The organism is Neoakkermansia glycaniphila (assembly GCF_001683795.1).
GTDB classification, from domain to species: domain Bacteria; phylum Verrucomicrobiota; class Verrucomicrobiia; order Verrucomicrobiales; family Akkermansiaceae; genus Akkermansia; species Akkermansia glycaniphila.
In genome coordinates, this window is sequence record NZ_LIGX01000026.1 from 94,272 (window position 1) to 112,538 (window position 18,267).

The 18,267-nt window shown below is 53.3% G+C and carries 13 protein-coding genes and 1 tRNA gene; 8 read left to right on the forward strand and 6 right to left on the reverse strand.

The features are described 5' to 3' along the window. Positions 1-29 precede the first annotated feature (29 nt). The gene (locus AC781_RS07900) at positions 30-1,364 is read left to right on the forward strand and encodes a KAP family P-loop NTPase fold protein (protein WP_067776177.1); all 1,335 of its coding nucleotides are present in this window, start codon (positions 30-32) and stop codon (positions 1,362-1,364) included. Positions 1,365-1,424: 60 nt separating this feature from the next. On the opposite strand, the gene AC781_RS07905 is transcribed toward AC781_RS07900, so the two are convergent. Further along, positions 1,425-1,499, reverse strand: a tRNA-Gln gene (locus tag AC781_RS07905). A gap of 127 nt (positions 1,500-1,626) precedes the next feature. Here AC781_RS07905 and AC781_RS07910 point away from each other — a divergent pair. The 3 genes from AC781_RS07910 to AC781_RS07920 all read left to right on the forward strand — a co-directional run bounded on the left by AC781_RS07910 (position 1,627) and on the right by AC781_RS07920 (position 5,362). After that, positions 1,627-2,406, forward strand: a complete 780-nt coding sequence (locus AC781_RS07910) for an ATP-binding cassette domain-containing protein (protein WP_067776180.1) — start codon at positions 1,627-1,629, stop codon at positions 2,404-2,406. 323 nt (positions 2,407-2,729) lie between these two features. Beyond that, the gene (locus AC781_RS07915; RefSeq protein ID WP_141675821.1) at positions 2,730-3,956 is read left to right on the forward strand and encodes a hypothetical protein; all 1,227 of its coding nucleotides are present in this window, start codon (positions 2,730-2,732) and stop codon (positions 3,954-3,956) included. A gap of 653 nt (positions 3,957-4,609) precedes the next feature. Beyond that, positions 4,610-5,362, forward strand: a complete 753-nt coding sequence (locus AC781_RS07920) for a hypothetical protein (protein WP_141675822.1) — start codon at positions 4,610-4,612, stop codon at positions 5,360-5,362. Positions 5,363-5,524: 162 nt separating this feature from the next. Here the strand turns inward: AC781_RS07920 and AC781_RS07925 are convergent, their stop codons facing one another. From AC781_RS07925 to AC781_RS07940, 4 genes are all read right to left on the reverse strand, one after another. Then, complete coding sequence (locus AC781_RS07925; protein ID WP_067776190.1) at positions 5,525-7,321, reverse strand: OLD family protein; 1,797 nt, start codon at positions 7,319-7,321, stop codon at positions 5,525-5,527. Between the two features lie 244 nt (positions 7,322-7,565). After that, positions 7,566-9,707, reverse strand: a complete 2,142-nt coding sequence (locus tag AC781_RS07930) for a RecQ family ATP-dependent DNA helicase (RefSeq protein ID WP_067776193.1) — start codon at positions 9,705-9,707, stop codon at positions 7,566-7,568. A gap of 71 nt (positions 9,708-9,778) precedes the next feature. Then, on the reverse strand, positions 9,779-10,591 hold the full coding sequence (gene cysE / locus AC781_RS07935; RefSeq protein WP_067776196.1) for a serine O-acetyltransferase: 813 nt from the start codon (positions 10,589-10,591) through the stop codon (positions 9,779-9,781). A gap of 18 nt (positions 10,592-10,609) precedes the next feature. Further along, positions 10,610-11,617: a polyprenyl synthetase family protein gene (locus AC781_RS07940; RefSeq protein WP_067776200.1), complete on the reverse strand. Its 1,008-nt coding sequence runs from the start codon at positions 11,615-11,617 to the stop codon at positions 10,610-10,612. Between the two features lie 192 nt (positions 11,618-11,809). Between AC781_RS07940 and AC781_RS14060 the strand changes: the two genes are divergently transcribed. The 4 genes from AC781_RS14060 to AC781_RS07960 all read left to right on the forward strand — a co-directional run bounded on the left by AC781_RS14060 (position 11,810) and on the right by AC781_RS07960 (position 17,859). Beyond that, positions 11,810-12,217 carry a Minf_1886 family protein gene (locus AC781_RS14060; RefSeq protein ID WP_067776203.1) on the forward strand — a complete coding sequence of 136 codons (408 nt, stop codon included), beginning with the start codon at positions 11,810-11,812 and terminating at the stop codon, positions 12,215-12,217. 27 nt (positions 12,218-12,244) lie between these two features. After that, complete coding sequence (locus AC781_RS07950) at positions 12,245-13,309, forward strand: agmatine deiminase family protein (RefSeq protein ID WP_067776206.1); 1,065 nt, start codon at positions 12,245-12,247, stop codon at positions 13,307-13,309. Then, on the forward strand, positions 13,306-14,886 hold the full coding sequence (locus AC781_RS07955) for an NAD(P)/FAD-dependent oxidoreductase (RefSeq protein WP_067776245.1): 1,581 nt from the start codon (positions 13,306-13,308) through the stop codon (positions 14,884-14,886). Before AC781_RS07950 ends, AC781_RS07955 begins: the two co-directional genes overlap by 4 nt. Before the next feature lie 63 nt (positions 14,887-14,949). After that, positions 14,950-17,859 (forward strand): glycoside hydrolase family 2 protein, encoded by a 2,910-nt coding sequence (locus AC781_RS07960; protein ID WP_071133315.1) that lies wholly within the window; start codon positions 14,950-14,952, stop codon positions 17,857-17,859. Positions 17,860-17,889: 30 nt separating this feature from the next. Here the strand turns inward: AC781_RS07960 and AC781_RS14065 are convergent. Further along, positions 17,890-18,267 (reverse strand): hypothetical protein (locus AC781_RS14065; protein ID WP_218107263.1); only part of this gene is annotated, 378 nt, incomplete at its 5' end.

Here is an 18,267-nt window from a genome sequence, read left to right on the forward strand (position 1 = left end):
TTCTTATATCCTTAATAACAAATTTATTTATGATGGACAAACGAAGAAAAACATTTCGAGATCGTGATGAATATAATCGCATAATTGTTGCTGAAAATATCGTGAAATTTCTCCATTCCGAGGTTGATGTGTTTCCCATGTTACTTGATGGGCCTTGGGGATGCGGGAAGACGGAATTTTGTGAAAAATTTCAATCCTACATTGAAGAAGAAGGTGTTTTACCCAGTTACAAATGTATTTATATTGATACATTCAGGGCAGACCATCTGGACGATCCGATCATTATGCTTCTGGCAAGTTTAGTAAATATGAGTCCCCATCCGGAAGAATTTGGAAAAGTGGCAAGGCGTGTAGCTGGTTCTTTCATAAAAGGCGTGTTGAGATTGTGTGCCGGAGAACGTGAAGAAAAGTTGCTTGAAGGAGTTGAGGATTTGTGCCAATCAATCAAAAATCCGGTAGAGTTGGCTGTATATCAATCTATGCAAGAATATGAGAGTAGCCAACAAATGATTGATCAGTTAAAAAAATGTTTGTCAGAATTGGTGAAAGAGCAAAAAATCATCTTCTTATTGGATGAATTGGATCGCTGCCGTCCCGATTTTGCAATTGAATTATTGGAACACATGAAACACATATTTGATGTCGAGGGTATCAAATTCATGCTTGTTGCCAATTCGGCCCAGTTACACGCGATCATTAAGCAGCGATACGGTAATACGGTGGATGCGAAGAGGTATTTGGATAAATTTATTAAAATTAATATCTCTTTTCCACGTACAGCAAAACGTGGTTCGAGAGAGCGAAAGGTAAGTCTTCTGCATTTGCATGCCGAATTAGCTAAACACAAAGAAACGGATTACATTATTGGTCAAAAGTACGTCAGGGAGTTCCTTGAACTTTTATTCGATATGCAATACCGTTCATTGAGAGAGATTGAAACATATAGTAGATATATTTATATATTTCAATTAGTTGCGAATGATGGATTGAGAATGGCAGATGATGATTCTCCCGCACACATTATTCTTTGCATGATGTTGATCTATTGTTATTGCTTTGAAGAAAAGATTATGGAGCGAATGCTGACTTCTTCGATTCCCACTGAAGAAATTATTGCATTGTTTGCCCCTAATATATCTCAAAAGGAGATACTAGTTGCAAAAGATCAATATGATATTCTAGAAAAATGTTATGCCTTGTTTTCTCTTTTGTCGACTTGTACTACATGGAGAGATGGTTTCTTGAATATGTGCAAAGATTTATATAAATGCGATGAACGCGAAGGATTTGATAAAATGTTGAAAGAGAGATGGAATGATGGCATTGCCTGTCTCAGCCTTATGCGATTGAGTACTGCTTTGTAACGTGCGAAATGAGAGAAAGCAAAAACCCCTGAAGCATGTTCAGGGGCTTTTTGTTTGAATTGGTAGGCCTATAGGGACTCGAACCCCAAATATCGGTGCCAGAAACCGGTGTGTTGCCAATTACACCATAGGCCTGTTTTCAGGTACGGACGGAAATTATCACGGTAGAGGGTGGAAGTCAAGAGGGAAAATGATGCCTGAAGCGGAGATGGGCGATTTTTTCGGGCTTGAATGCCTGCCTGCCTGTTTGTAGAATGCGCGCATGGCCTATCTGGAGCTTCAGGACGTATGTGTGCATTTCCCGGTGCGGAAGGCTTGGGGCGTGTCGCGCGATGTGGTGAAGGCCGTGAACGGTGTAAATCTTCAGGTGGAGCGGGGCGAGATTCTGGGGCTGGTGGGCGAGTCGGGCTGCGGCAAGTCCACCCTTTCGCGGGCCATCATGCAGTTGCAGCCGCTTACTTCGGGGCGCATCGTGCTGGATGGCGAGGACCTGTCGCAGCTTTCCGGTGCGGAGGTGCGCCGCCGCAGGCCGGATTTCCAGATGGTGTTTCAGGATCCCTACGCATCGTTGAATCCGCGCTTCAGTGTCTTTGCGACGCTGTGGGAGGCGCTTTCCCGTCGCAAAGCTTTGCCGAAGAGCGGGCGGGAGGAGGCTGTGGCAGAGCTGATGGAGCGTGTGGGATTGAGTCCCGAACTGATGTTCAAGTACCCGCATGAGTTTTCCGGCGGCCAGCGGCAGCGCGTTGCCATTGCCCGCGCCATTGCGCCGGAACCTGCCTTGGTGATTGCGGATGAACCTGTGTCCGCGCTCGATGTTTCGATCCAGTCGCAAATACTGAATCTGCTGACGGATCTGACAAAGAACCTCGGCCTGACGATGATTTTCATTTCGCACGACCTTTCCGTTGTCCGCTACATGGCCGATCGCATCGCGGTGATGAGGAAAGGGGAAATCGTGGAATACGGCGACGGTGAGCGGGTTTTCACCGCTCCGGAGCATGATTACACACGCCGGTTGCTGGCGGCGGTGCCGCATATTTGAACAAGACGGCAAAATTTTTCGATTTGTCGTTTGCAGAAATGATAGAAAAATCATTTTGAAAGATGCAGCGTTGGCTCAACGCGTGTTGTGCTTGAAACGGGGGATTAAAGGCAAAACTCAATAAAAAACGCGAACTATTGAGATGAAATTCGCCTTTTGTCATTACAGGTGAAGGCGCAGTGCGTTGAAAAATAGATGTTGACAGGTGAAGTGGGTTTCTGTATACAAAAACAGCATGGTTTTGTTATACGTGTTTTGTTGTTTTGGACAGAATAGCAAGCACGCATAAGGAGAGGATGCGACCCCCGACCCAAAAAACAGTGATGAAATTTATTGTGTCTTGTGTTTGCCTTGTTACATGTTTTCTTTTGCAATCAGTTGATGCAAAGACATCGTTTCAGGAAGATCGTCCGGAATGGTTCGTGAATCGGTGTGTCGTTTTGCCGGAACATGGATCGGTGCTTGTTCATATTATCCTCCCGGAAGCTCAGGCAAAGGATGAAATCGCGGCTTCCCAAGTGAGTATAGCCGCATACGATCATTTGCACCGCAGGGTGGAATCTTGGGAACCCGGCCATGTGCTGAATGCTCCCACGCCTGATTATTGGGACGGTATGGCTCCTGACGGTATGCAACGGTTGGTGCGATGGATGACCGTGCCTTTGAAACGGGGGATGAATTTCATTGTGGTCCGAAATGAGGTGGGTACTCCGTCTCAGGAAGTGATTCCGCTGTTTTGTGCAAGAGATTTCCGCATTTTCCTTGCTCCATCATCCAAAATACTTGCAGGAAATGGATTGAGAGACAAGAATCATCCGTTGGCAATATCTACGCCAACGCTGGGATGGATCGTCGGGGAGGATGCTCAAGGATCGCTTGTTTTCGATGTGAGTCTTGCTCTTAAAGTACGGAACGTGCGGTATGACCGTTCGGCAGAGAGGCTTTCTTGCAAGCTCGTTTTTCAAAATACTTCCCGTCAGCCTGTTGAGATTCCTGTATGGGGGTACCGTTTTGCGCTGCGCGATCAAGCTAGCCGTATAAATCTGCTTGTGGATGATGATTTTCTCTATTCCGGAGATTGCTTTTGTCCGGATGATGAAGTTCTGCAAGGTCTTGTGCCTGTATCTGTCCAGTTGCAGCCCAGGCAAAGTTTTGAAAGGGAGTTTTCTTTTTCCAATGTGCCGTTACCTCCCGGGAGGCATGATTTGAGGCTTGAGCATGCTTTTTTTCCTTTAGAATATCCATCTTTTGTTCTCCATGTTGTAAAAAGTGACGATTCGACTGACCAGTCAACAAGGGATCATGCCGATGATTATAGTCTGCCTCCATATTTGATTTTTCTCTCGGAGAAGGATAGGGGAAAAGAGCTGAAGCAGGAAGAGACCATAGATGGTGTGCGGTATAGATTATTCTATGCGCCTGCGGGTGAATATAACCCGCCGCAAGGTTCTTTTGTCGTGCCTGATTTAGGACAAGATAAATTTGATTTTCATATGTATGCATATTATCAGGAATATTTATCAAGAATGAAACCCATGAACAAGGAGTAATGTATTTTCGAAGTGACTCTTCATGTTCAGGGTTCAGTATTATGTTTTTCTATGAGTCGATACAGGGCGTATCATCAAATTTTCCCCCATCTGTGGTTCAAAAACAATGGACGAATTTTCGCCTTTCACATTTCACATTAATATAAATAACAATGACTTTCTTCCGATTATTGGTGCTCCCGTGCATCATGTGCGCAACGTGCTGTACATCGTGTATTCAACAGCAAATACGGCAACATTATATGCCTACATGGTCCGAACCTTCGGAAGAATCCTATCAAGCGACGTATGCGAAGAAGATCACCGAAGATGAAATGACTTCTCGATGTGCGAAAAGTGGATATGCGGTTGCCGGTACCTACCGAACATCTATTATGTTCCGGAATCGGCAAGAAAAGGTGCGGGCTGTTGTTTATCGCAAGAAGGGAGATCGATATTCCAATGCCATCGTTTGTCTTTTTCAGAGAAATGATCCGCAATTCCTTTTGAATGAGCGGGGGTATGGGTATGTATACCTCCGCAATGACGATGGTTCTCCCGCTGAATAATTTGTTCTTTGTCTTTTGAATATGAAAACATCCATATAACTTATGAATTTCCATTTTTTATTCATTCTGCCTGTTTTTACCCTGTTCTGTTCTGCTCATGGCAGTGTGGCACAAAGGCAAAGTGTCGTCCAACAGGAGGTTTCTCCTCTGAAGGTGGAGGTGGGCGATGTGTTGCGTGATAGCCAGTCTGTGCATGTGTTTTTGAAGGCTGGGTTGAAGGTGCCGGGGATGACGATGTTCGGCATGGATGATGCCGCCTTTCTTCACTTGAAATCCAAACCGAATAGCAGGTTGTTATGGATGACGTATGGACATTTCATGTTCAATGAAGAAGGCGCGGTACGGAGCGATACGGATATGACGATTCTCCTTTTGGAGCCGCTGCCGAAAGAGGCGTTCGAGGTAGAGGGGGAGGTTGCTATACTGGCAGCGGAGCGGGATGAGCCGATGAAGGCCGTGGAGGTGACGCTGCGCGAGAATACGGAGTTTCTTGTCGGCGATATGCCCGTGCTTTTGCGTTCACTTGAGACAGGATCTGATTCGGTTGCTTTGGAATTGAAGTTTCGTGATGTCGTCGGGGTTACACGGTTCGAATTCATGAGGGAGGATGGACAGCCGTTGCGAGCGATGCGGGAGAGCGTGGTGATGCTCGGGCTGGGCAATACGCAGTATACGTCCTACCGCATTTTTACGGATGGTAAGCCGTTGAAGTCGGTCAAGGCGGTGCCTTACCGGTGGAGCCAGCCGAAGGTGTTCCGGGTGCCGGTGAAGTTTTCCGTTCCGGCAGTGGTCAAGGAGCAGGAATGTTCCGAGTCCGGCGAAGTGCAGGAGGCAAATGTTGAAATGGTTGTTTTGTGAGAAACGGATGAATAGGCGAACGCCTATGAGAGTTTGTGAAGATTGCCTTCGTATTGAGGTAAGAAAATTTGTGACATCTCTTCAGCACGTATGTACATAATAATATATAGAGAGGATTTAAATATATTCATAATTGAATCATTAATTCTTGATGTGTGTCGATTATGAATGAATGCATTGTATGATTGAATCTGGATATGCCAGATCTACTATATTTACAATCATCTTTTTTATAATAGGATGAGTGAGTTTAGCTGAAATCGGTGGAATAGTGTCTTGATTTGGTGACCAATGTAGACCATCATCAAAAATTATTCGTAAAAGATAGTGGCTTTCAGGGATATTGGCATTTAAACTGGTTGCATAATCCAGTTTGTGTCTGGTCGTGTGTGTATCGAAAAATTTAGGATTAGCGTTGGGCAGATGTTCAATTTGTTGGAATGCCAGTTTTTCGATCGAATATCTGGTTATTGCGCAAATCGCAAGAGGATCACTTGGCTGGTCGCCTTTATACTTTTTAAATTCTTTCATAAGAAATTCTTGGAACTTTCCGGCTTTTCCCCAGCTTGATTTTGTACCAGAAACTGTACGTAATTCAGTCCTGAAATCATAATCATCCGTATGATAATGCACGAGATATTTGGAAATATTCTCAAGTAATGTATTTGGAATTGTTTTGTCTGAACGCGCGGCGATAAGCTTTTGCATAGCTGGGGTAGAATGATGCTGCAGATCTGTTTTCAGATATACTATATTTTGCTTACTAAATACATAATTATAAAAAAAGGATGGATTTAAATGAGTTAAAATTATTGTGTAAATGGACCTGCCTTGATGTTTGTAATCATTAATGAGTTGGGATATATAATATTGCGCTACAGTAAGATTGGCGTCATCCAAATAGTCAAAAATTTCATCTATTATTAATATTGCACGTTCTTTTGTTAAATTGTATCGAGTGATATATAGTAAAGAGATAAGTATTAATATATCTCGTTGACCATTTGAGATGTGTTCCGGATCAGGTAGTTCAACAACTAAATTACCTTGGGTTTCTTTTATAGAAACATCTTTCCATGACGTATTGAGATCTTTTATACTTTGTGTTAATGATTTTTTGATATTTGAATAACGGAGCCATTTCAAATGCTTTATTAGAGCATTAGGTGTGTTCGTCTCTATTATCAATATTTGCCAAATCAGTAAGAAAGCATCTATCTGGTCGATACTCCCTGTTTTTTCGATAAGAGTCATAAATTCCTTTAGCTCTGGCAAATGATTGATTAAAGCAGTTAAAGATTGGTTGATTGCATTTTTTGCTTCTTCCATTGTACCTTGGTAGGAAGATAATTGCTTCCGGATCTCATCAATTTTATCAAAATGTATTTTTTTTGTAAGAGTTAAGATATAAGGATTGCATTCGAGACATCTCATAATAAATATATTTGATTCTAAAAGTACAGATTTCATATTTGGGAGTGCATCAGCGTGCAATCCAAATATCTGTTTGAGTTCTCTTATTTTGTATGGGGATACTTCACGCGAGATTTTCTCGCATATAATGATTGGGGGTATGATCATTTTTCCTTTAGGTCTTCTTGAACCGTACTGTGTATGGGCTTGGATTTTTCGCAAGTCGGAAATGACTTGAATATCAAAATATTTACGGACGGTATTGGTACGTGTATTCTCTGTAGCTTTTAAATTTTCTGGACATCCATTTCCGTCCACAGTCAATTCGATTTGTGGTTTGTTTTCTTCGCTATGCATGTGGCGATCCTTATCAGCTAATTTAATGGATGTGTGTTTTGATATACTGCTAAACGCTGTAGCAATGGATGTTTTCCCAAAACCGTTGGGGGCTACTAAGATATTGGGGCGATTTTTGATTATGTCATCGTTGATTATCATTTCACGGATACCTCGAACGTGGCTAATTCTAATATTCTTGATTGTCATATTGTATAATGAAAGTTTAGTGGAAATAATAATGGGTTAGGCGGGCACAATTAAATTTTATTAATATATCGCAAGATGGATATTATAAATTTCGTGCTAATTATCAATCTTAATATCTATATAAATATAATAAAATACAATAGTATACTAATTTGTTATTTTATTTTGGCGTAAACAAATAGCAAAATACCATCTATCCAATCTTATGGATATGACTTAAAAACGATATTGCACGGTTGTTTTGTTATCCTTCCAAATATTCGGCGATGAGTTCGAGAAAGTGGGGGAGGTATTTTTCCGCGGTGGCGGGGCCGATGCCTTTGATGGGCATGGCGGCTTCGGCTGTGAGAGGTTTGACGGCGGAGAGGGCGAGGAGGGTTTCGTTGGTCATGATGCGGTAGGGCGGGATGCCCTGTTCATGAGCGAGGTTTTTCCGGAGGGCGGAGAGGAGGTCGTAGAGGGCGCGGTCGGGTTGGCCGAGGGCGATGCCGTCGATGGTGCGGGAGGAGGTTGTTCCGCGCATGGGGCTGTGGGTGATGTTGCCCGCCCAGCCGGTGGTGGGGATGGTGGCGGGGGTTTGACCGGTCATGATGTCGTGGCCGCGACGGCTGAGGGTGAGGAGGGGGCGGTCGCCTCCGGTGGTGGCGAGGCAGCCTGCTTTGGCGAGGCAGCGGAAGAGGGCTTTGATGGCGTTTTCGCTGAGGTTTTTGAGGATGCCGTAGGTGCTGAGGTCCGTCATGTGGGCGATGGCTGGGCTTTGGACTCCACGGAGCATTTGCATGATTTTGTTGCGGCCGAAGATGGCTTCCCATGTGCCGTCGCTGCGGCGACGGGAGGCCCGTGCGATGCCGCTGAGGGCTTTGCGGACGGTGAGGAGGGGTTCGCCTTCGAGGGCGGGGTAGGAGGCGGCATCGGGTGGGAGGCAGATGTCGCACCGGCCGCAGGGCTGGGGGTCGGGTTCGCCGAAGTAGTCAAGGATCCACTGCTGGCGGCAGGTGTGGCTGTAGGCGTATTGGGTGACGGTGTCGATTTTGGCGTGGTCGCGGGTTTCTTTTTCGCGGAGGTGTTCGCGGTCGATGCCGAGGCGGGTGGCGGGGAGGTCGGGGTGGCAGATGCGGGTGCCGCGGGCTGTTTTGCCGGGGATGTCGTAGCGTTGGATGGCTCCGGCATGGACGAGTGTGGCGATGGCGGAGCTGATGCCCATGGTGTTTTTGATGCGGAGGGAGTCGGCTATTTCGTCGATGGTGGCTTCGATGGTGTGGGTGTCGGGGTCGCTGTGGCGGCGGAGCCAGGTGTAGATGTCTGCGATGGTGTTGTAGCCGGGGTTGGAGCCTTCGAAGAAGTATTCCTGTGTGCGGAGGTCGGCGTGGTTGAAGAGGAGTTCGCAGTGGGCGGGCCGGCCGTCGCGTCCGGCGCGGCCTGCTTCCTGGTAGTATGCTTCGACGCTGCCGGGGATTTCGTAGTGGGCGACGAAGCGGACGTCCGCACGGTCGATGCCCATGCCGAAGGCGTTGGTGGCGACGGCGATGTCCGCCTCTCGGTTGATGAATTGGTTTTGGGCGTATTCGCGTTCGGCGTCGGTGAGTCCGGCGTGGTAGGCGATGGCGTTGATGCCATGTTCTTTGAGGTCGCCGAAGACGGTCATTACTTTTTTGCGGGTGGAGCAGTAGATGATGCCTGTTTTCCATTCGCGAATGAGCTGGTGGAGGCGGAGGAGTTTTTCCTGCTGGGTGTCGCAAGGAGTGGTGCGGAAGGTGAGGTTGTCGCGGGCGAAGCCGCTGATGATGACGGCGGGGTCGCGGAGGCGGAGGTGGTTGAGGATGTCTTCCCGGACCTGGCGGGTGGCGGTGGCGGTGAGGGCGATGGTTTGGGGGTGGCCGAGTTGTTCGATGACGCGGCCGAGGCGGAGGTAGTCGGGGCGGAAGTCGTGGCCCCACTGGCTGAGGCAGTGGGCTTCGTCGATGGCGATGAGGCTGATGGGTGTTTCCGCGAGGAGGCTCATGAAGGAGTCCTGAGCGAAGCGTTCGGGGGCGACGTAGAGGATTCTGCAGGTTTGCTGCCGGAGGGCGCGCAGGCGTTCGCGGTGTTCTTCAGCGGTGAGGGTGCTGTTGATCATGACGGCGGGGATGCCGCGCTGTTCGAGGGCATCGACCTGGTCTTTCATGAGGGCGATGAGGGGGCTGACGACGAGGGTGAGGCCGGGCCTGCAGAGGGCGGGGAGCTGGTAGCAGAGGGATTTGCCGCCGCCGGTGGGCATGATGGCGAGGGTGTCCTTCCCGGCCATGACTGCCTGGACGACGCTGTCCTGCCCGGGGCGGAGGGAGCTGAAGCCGAAGGTGGCCTGCAGGGTGTCGAGCGGGTCGAGGTGGGCGTTTTGTGGTGGCATGTCCGTGTGGCGGCCGTGCGGGCAGGTGCGGCGCGGCGGGTTGGTGTGTAGGTTTCCGGGCCTGGAGGGGCCTAGAGGTTCTGGTTCATGTCGAGTGCGGGGTTGGGTTCGCACGTGGTGCCGACGATGACGGCAGGTACGCCCGCCACGGTGGTGTGGGGCGGTACGTCGGTGAGGACGACGGAGGATGCGGCGATTTTCGCGCATTGGCCGATTTCGACGCGGCCGAGGATTTTGGCCCCAGCTCCGATGAGGACTCCGGAGCGGACGATGGGGTGGCGGTCGCCGTCTTCTTTGCCGGTGCCTCCGAGGGTGACTTCGTGGAGGATGGAGACGTTGTTTTCGACGATGGCGGTTTCACCGACGACGAATCCGGTGCCGTGGTCGAGGAGGATGCCGCAGCCGATGCGGGCGGCTGGGTGGATGTCGATGGCGAAGGTTTCGGATGCGAGGCTTTGGAAGAGGTAGGCCATGAGGTGGCGGCCTTCCTGCCAGAGGGCGTGGGAGACGCGGTAGGCTGAGATGGCGTGGTAACCTTTGAAGTAGAGAAGGGGGGCCAGGGGGGTGTGGCAGGCGGCATCACGCTCGACGATGGCGAGGAGGTCGGCGGCCATGCTGCATTCGATGGCGGGGTGGTCCCGGTAGATGCCGAGGATGAGGGGTTCGAGGCGGTCGCGGGCGATGTCCGCCCGGGCGAGTTTGCGAGCGAGGAGGGCGGCGGAGGCTTGGCCGAGGCTGCTGCTGCTGAGGACGATGTCGTCGAGGATGCCGGCGAGGCTGGGTTCGGTTTCGCGCGCAGTCCGGGCTTCCCGGCGGATGTGGTTCCAGAGGTTCCGGGTTTGTTCGGGGGTGGGCGGGATGTTTTTGTCCGGGTTGCAGGTCATGGTTGTGGCCGCCTGCGGTCAGTTGCGGCAGTTTTCGAGGAGTTCGTCGAGGCGGTAGGTCATTTCGACGAGGGCGTCGCGGTAGGGAGTTTGCGGGAGGAGCCAGAGGGATTCGCGGGCGGCAGCGGTTTGGGCGAGGCCTTCGTCGACGGAGCGGGAGATGGCTTCCTGAAAGGCGTTGGTGCGGGAGATGCGTTCGTAGTCGATGCCTTCGCGGCGGGCGATGGCGTCGTGTACTTCGGCGGCGATGTCGTCGCTGCTGGATTCGAGGAGGAAGTAGACGGGGAGGGTGAGTTTGCCTTTTTCGGCGTCGGTGTGGAGGGTTTTGCCCGCGCTGTGTTCGTTGCCGACCATGTCGAGGCAGTCGTCGTAGATTTGGTAGGCGATGCCGAGGAGGGTGCCCATGCGGTTGAGTTCGTCGACGATGTCCGCAGGCATGCCGGAGATCCACGCGGCGCCTTTCATGGCGGCTGCGAAGAGGGAGGCTGTTTTTTTGCGGATGAGTTCGTAGTAGTCCGCCCGGGTCATGTCGAGGTCGAAGAGGCGGGAGGATTGTTCGACTTCGCCCTGGCAGACGTCGCGGACGATTTGGGCGATCATGCGGCAGAATTCGGTGTCGCCGAGTTCGGTGCCCATGACCATGGCGTGGGAGAGCATGACGTCGCCGAGGAGGACGGCGAGTTCGTTGCCCCAGAGGGCGTTGGGTGTGGGTTTGTCGCGCCGGGTGTCGGCATGGTCGAGGACGTCGTCATGGACGAGGGTGGCCATGTGGACGAGTTCGAGCATGGCGGCGAAGGTGATGTGCTCGGGTTTGATGCCGCCGGTGGCACCTGCGGTGAGGAGGACGAGGCCGGGGCGGATGAGTTTGCCCTGCGCTTTGCAGATCTGGGCCATGTAGTCCTGCACATGCGGTTCGAAGCTGGTGACCTGTGCAGCGATTTGTTTTTGCACGAGCCTGAGTTCGTCTCGGATGAGGTCAAGCTGTTGTTTTTGGCTGCGTGCCTTGGTGAAGAAAGGAAAGCTCATGTGCTGGTGGGTCTTGCCGTGCAGGCGCGGGAGAGCGATAGCATATCATGCGGTGCGGATTTTGCAATACTAAAGTGGTTTTCGGCGGCTGTCGGCAAGGGGTTGCGTGTGTTGTGCCCGTTGTTGCGGGCAAGTTGTTTTCGGACGCGATGCGTTCTTGTGCAGCGGTTGTTTTGGTGGTATTGTTCCGGCATGGAGTTTGCGAATTGTTTTGAAGACGGCGTGGAGCTGGCCTGCCGCAAGGATCCCCGTTTCAAGGCGGATGCCTACGATTTTCTTCGGAAGGCGATGGATGTGGCGACGGAGCGTTATGCCTGCAGTCGGAGCAATAAGCATTTGTCCGCCGAGGAGTTGTATATCGGCTGCTGCGCCCATGCTCTGGAGGAGTACGGGCCGCTGGCGAAGCTGGTGTTGCAGTCGTGGGGGGTGCGGAGTTCGGAGGATGTGGGTTGTCTGGTGTATAATTTGATTGAGGTGGGTATTTTCGGGAAGCAGAAGGGGGATTCCCAGGACGAGTTTGCCGGGTTGCCGTCGATGGAGAAGATTCTGGATGAGCCTTATTGTCCGGAGGAGCAGGACGGCTGCCGGGCGCAGGGTTGAGGGTGGAGTTTTGATTTGTTCGAGTTTATGTCAGAGGCGTTGTTCGGTTCCGATGTGAGGTGGCCTGCCGAGTGGGAGGCTTTGGAGGCGGTGTGGATTTCATGGCCGCACCGGGAGGATTTGTGGCAGGGCGGTTTGGCCGAGTTGCAGGGGATTTATGCGGGGCTTGCGGCGGCGATTGCCGGGCAGGCGGAGGTGCGGATCAATGCGGCGGCAGGGTTGCATGCGGGGGTTCGCCGTGTGTTGCAGGAGCGTGGGGTGGAGAGGTTTTCTTTGTTCGATCATGCGACGAATGATGTGTGGTGCCGCGATCACGGGCCTATTTTCGTGCGGCGGAGGGATGGCGGTTTGCAGGTGACGGATTGGCAGTTCAATGCATGGGGCGGGAAGTTCGCGCCGTGGGATTTGGATAACGAGGTGCCGGAGAGGGTGGCGGAGTCGCTCGCGCTGCCGAGGTCTTCGTCGAGGCTGTTTCTGGAGGGCGGTGCGATTGAGGGGAATGGCGCGGGGCTGTTGCTGACGACGGAGGCGGTGTTGCTGAATGCGAACCGTAATCCGGAGTGGAGTAAGGCAGATGTGGAGGCGGAGCTTGGCCGGATGCTGGGTACGAAGGAGGTGTTCTGGCTGGGGCAGGGGATCGAGGGGGACGATACGGACGGGCATATCGATGATATGGTGCGGTTTGTGAAGGAGGATGCGGTGGTGTCGATTGTGGAGCCGGATGTGCATTCTCCGCATTACCGCAGTCTGGCAGAGAATAATGAGAGGCTGCAGGGGCTGCGGACGGTGTCCGGTTCCCGGGTGGAGGTGGTGCCTTTGCCGATGCCTGATCCGCTGGTGGCGGAGGATTGGCGGCTGGAGCAGTTGCCCGCGAGTTATGCGAATTTCCTGATTGTGAATGATGCGGTGCTGGTGCCGGTGTTCTGCCAGGAGCGGAATGATGACCGAGCGCTGGGGATTTTGCGCGAGTGTTTTCCCGGGAAGCAGGTGGTGGGGCTGGATGCCCGCCGTTTTGTGATCGAGGGCGGCGCGATTCATTGCGTGACGCAGCAGCAGCCGGTCGTTAGTGGAGTGTGGGAGGTGCAGGGATGATTGAGGTGGTGGATGTGCTGCTGCCTTTGCGGAAGGCGGTGAAGGAGAGCGCCTGGCTGAAGGCTGCGGCGGGGAAGCTGGGTGTTTCGCCGACGCGGATCGGTGGGGTGCGGCTGGTGAAGAGGTCGATTGATGCGCGCCGGAAGCCGATTTGCGAGTTGCTGCGGCTGGAGGTGGCGGTGGATGAGGTTTTGCCACCGGAGGAGTTGCCGCAGTGCGCCTATGCTCCAGTGGCAGGCGAGGCGAAGAGGGTGGTGATTGTGGGGTCGGGACCGGGTGGTTTGTTTGCGGCGTTGCGGTGTCTGGAGCTGGGGTTGAAGCCTGTGGTGCTGGAGCGCGGGAAGGATGTTTCTTCCCGGCGGTTCGATTTGGCTCCGCTGATGCGGGAGGGGCGCGTGATGGAGGATTCCAATTATTGTTTCGGCGAGGGCGGAGCAGGGACGTTTTCGGACGGGAAGCTGTATACTCGGGCGACGAAGCGCGGCCCGGTGCAGCAGGTGTATGAGGTTTTCGTGGCGCATGGCGCGCCGAAGGATATTCTGGTGGATGCTCATCCGCATATCGGTTCGAATTTGCTGCCGAATGTGGTGAAGGCGATGCGCGAGTCGATTTTGAAGGCTGGCGGCGAGGTGCATTTTTCGACGCGGGTTTCGGGGCTGCTTCGGTCTGCGGACGGGAAGCGGTTGTGCGGGGTGGTGTCGAGCGATGGGCGCGTGTGGGAGGGCGATGCTGTGGTTCTGGCGACGGGGCATAGTGCGCGCGATGTGTACCGGTTGTTCCATGAGGAGGGGTTGAGGCTGGAGCGGAAGCCGTTTGCCGTGGGGGTGCGTATCGAGCATCCGCAGGCGTTGATCGATGCGGCGCAGTATCATTTGCGCCCCGGCGAGGCGAGGCCGGAGCTGCTGCCTGCGGCGCGGTATGCGCTGGCGACGAAGATCGCAGAGCGCGGGGTGCATTCGTTCTGCATGTGCCCGGGCGGGTTTATCGTGCCTGCGGCGACGGAGAATGACGAGGTGGTGGTGAATGGGATGTCGCTGTCGAGGCGGAATTCGCCGTTTGCGAATTCGGGGTTCGTGGTGACGGTGGAGCCGGAGGATACGGATGCGTTCGCTGCCGAGTATGGTGTGCTGTCGGGTATTGCGTATCAGAAGGCTTTGGAGGTGGCGACTTCGCAGGCGGGAGGCGGTTTGCAGAAGGCTCCCGCCCAGCGGGTGGCGGATTTTCTGGCGGGGCGGGTGAGCGGTTCTCTGCCGGAGACGAGTTACCATCCGGGGCTTTCGCGTTGGGATTTGAATGCTTTGCTTCCGCAGGAGGTGGCATGGCGGATGCGGGAGGGGCTGAAGTTTTTCAACGGGAAGCTGCGAGGTTTTGCCGGGGAGGATGCGCTGCTGATCGGTTGCGAGACGCGGACGAGTTCTCCGGTGCGTATTCCCCGCGATGCGGAGTCGTTGCAGCATCCGGAGCTGGAGGGGTTGTTCCCCTGCGGGGAGGGTGCGGGCTATGCGGGCGGTATCGTGTCCGCCGCGCTGGATGGCCGCCGCTGTGCGGAGGCTGCCGCAGGGTGGCTCGGGAGGTAGTTTGTTGCAGGGCTGCGAGATGAGCCGGGTGGTGGCAGCGAGGTGGTGAAAGTTTGAGGGAGTATGTTGCGTATCCTTGTCTGTATGCAAGGCAAGGGTTCGGTTTTTTTCCGTTTTTCGTTTGTGCTTTCCGGCCGTTCGGCGGTGTGGTGGGTGTTGGCGTTTTTCCTCCTGTTTGCCGTTCCGGGATGGAGCCGTGAGGTTCTGCCTCTTTCGGGAGATTGGCAGCTTTCTTTCACTCCGGACAAGAAGGAGGATACGGTTGTTTTACCGGGTACCATGGATGAATGGGGCAAGGGGAACGCCAATACGAATCGCAGCGAGACGAAGCATTTGTCCCGCCTTGTGACGTTTGAGGGAGAAGCCCGGTACAGGAAGGAGGTTCTGATTCCGGAGTCTTTCAAGGATAAGAGGGTTTTCCTTCATCTGGAAAGGACGAAGTATACGAGCGTTTTTGTTGACGGGCATGAGGCAGGGACATGCAATTTGCTGCAAACTCCGCATCGTTACGATCTGACGGGGTTTTTGACCCCCGGGGTGCATACGATTACGGTTGTTGTCGATAACAGGAAGAGCCACTATCCCGGCGGCGTGGGCAATTCCCATGCTTTGGTCGAGCATACACAGACGAACTGGAACGGGATACTCGGCGAGATTTTTCTGGAAGCCCGTCCTTCCGCTCTGGTTGAATCTGCCATGGTTTTTCCTCGTCCGGAGGACGATGCGGTGCGTGTGCGGTTGAGGCTGAGGAATTACGGGGAGGCGCGTCCGGCCCGGATCGAGCTGCAGGCGGTGCCCGGTTCTGCGGAGGCCAGCCGCCCGGCGGGGATGTCTCGCGATTTGGCTTTGAAACCGGGGCTCAATGAGGTGGTTCTGGAGTATCCGATGGGGAAAGATTCTCTGCTCTGGAGCGAGTTTTCACCCGCTCTTTATGTGATGTCGTGCCGGCTGGAGGCCGGAGGCGAGTCGGATGAGAATAAGACGGCGTTCGGTATGAGGAGGTTTTCCACGTCCGGCACACATTTCTGCATCAACGGGAAGAAGACGTTTCTCCGGGGCAAGCACGATGCCTGTGTTTTCCCGTTGACGGGGTATGCGCCGATGGATAAGGAGGCATGGTTGAAGTATTTGAGGAAGTTGTCGTCGTATGGCATCAATTATGTGCGGTTCCATTCGTGGACTCCTCCGAAGGCGGCTTTTGAGGCGGCGGACGAGCTGGGGATGTATCTTCAACCGGAGATTCCCTATTGGGGCGGCGTGGACGGTTCCAATAAGGAGTTGATGGATTTTTACCGGCGCGAGGGCGCGGCTTTGATCGAAGCCTATTCTTCCCATCCTTCGTTCGTGATGTTTGCTCTCGGTAATGAGCTGGGAGGCTCCGGCGAGGCAATGCGCGCCATTATCGACGGTTACAGAGGTTTGAATGCCGATGTTCTGTATTCTTTCGGGTCCAATAATAATCTGGGCCGCGACGGGTACCAGAAGGGGGAGGATTTTCTGACGACCTGCCGAATCGGAAGGGATGAGAATCGAAATTTCGAGAATCATGTGCGGTCGTCTTTTTCTTTTGCCGATGCCGAGCATGGCGGTATTCTGAACGGGGTGTATCCTTCGACGAGGATTACTTACGAGAAGGCTCTTGCCGGATGCCCCGTTCCCGTGATCGGGCATGAGACGGGGCAGTTCCAGGTTTATCCGGATTATCGGGAGATGGAGAAGTATAAAGGTGTGCTTCGTCCGTGGAATTTGCAGGTGTTCAAGGAGCGCCTTGAGAAAGCGAAGATGGGGGATTTGGTGGAGGCGTTCCACCGGGCGTCGGGTGAATGGGCCGCGCAGTGCTACAAGGCGGATATTGAGCTGGCAATCAGGACGCCGGGGTTCGGCGGGTTCCAAATGCTGGATTTGCAGGATTTCCCCGGTCAGGGTTCGGCGCTGGTGGGTTTGCTGGATGCATTCATGGATAGCAAGGGGATTATGGAGGGCGAGGAGTTTTCCGGGTTTTGCCATGCGGTCGTTCCGCTGGCTTTGTTCGATAAGTTTACGTGGACGAATGCCGAAGATTTGGCGTTTGATGTGCAGGTGGCCAATTACGGGGCGGATGCCTTGCATTCCTCTTTGCTCTGGAAGCTTGCGGATGCGAGTGGCAAGGTGGTGAAGGAAGGCCGTGCCGAGGTGCGTGCCGGCCAGGGAGAGTTGAGCCCGCTTTCACATGTGGCGGTTCCTCTGGACGGGATCGACAGGCCTTCCATGCTGACGCTTACTCTCAGGCTTGAGGGTGAATCGCGCGAAAACAGGTATCATTTGTGGGTTTACCCCGAGCGGAAGGAGGAGGTGAAGCCGGTGAGTTGCGAGGTGGCTACCCGAATGGACGATGCGATGTTGAAGCGGTTGAGCGAGGGCACGGCCGTGTTGTGGTTCCCGGATCACCGGGATGTGGCCGATATGTCCGTCGGCGGTATGGCTACGCCCGATTATTGGAATTTCGCGATGTTCAAGGGTATTTCGGAGGGGATGAACAAGCCCGTTTCTCCCGGTACGCTGTCTTTGCTGATGGATCCGGAGCATTCGTTGTTCAAGGAGTTTCCGACGGAGGGGCATACGGATTGGCAATGGTGGAGTATTGTCAACAATTCGCGGCCTTTTATTCTCGATGCTGCTCCGGAAGGTTTGCGTCCGGTGATCCGGATGGTGGATAATGTGGAGCGCAATCACAGGCTGGGGCTCGTGTTTGAATTGTCCGTGGGGAAGGGCAGGCTGCTGGTTTGCATGGCCGATCCGGCGGCTCTTCTTGATAAGCCGGAGGGGAGGCAGTTCCGTGCTGCTCTGATTTGTTATGCCGATTCGGAGGATTTTCGGCCGGAGTTCAGGTGTTCGCCCGAGGAGTTGAAGCGCATTTTTTCGCAAAAAGCTTTTTCTCCGGATATTATCAAGGTGGAGAATGCGACGGATTACAAGGATCAGGCGCCCAAGTGACGGTTTTCTCTGCGGTAAGCGGGGGTGTCGCTATGCCTGCTTGTCGGCGGGCGGTTCGTTGCCGGTTTTCAGGCGGCGGGCGATGAAGGCGAATTCGGCGAGGTAGAGCCACGCGACGGCAAGGAGAAAGAGGAGGGCGAGCGCCTGTTCCCATCCTTCGGTCCAACCGTATGCGGCCGGCAGGGCGATGGTGGCGGTGATTCTGAAGAGAGGTTTCTTCAAGGCTTTCAGGATGTAGGCCAGCAGCAGGGCAAGCAAGGAGAGGATGAAGCCGAAGATGGCGATTTCCGGTTCGGGGGGCGCTTCTGATGAGAGGATGCTGTTCACATAGAATAGGATGCCGAGGAGGATGGAGTTGATCCAGAAGCAGATCGGAGTAAAGAGGATGATCACGGGATCGGGTGGGTG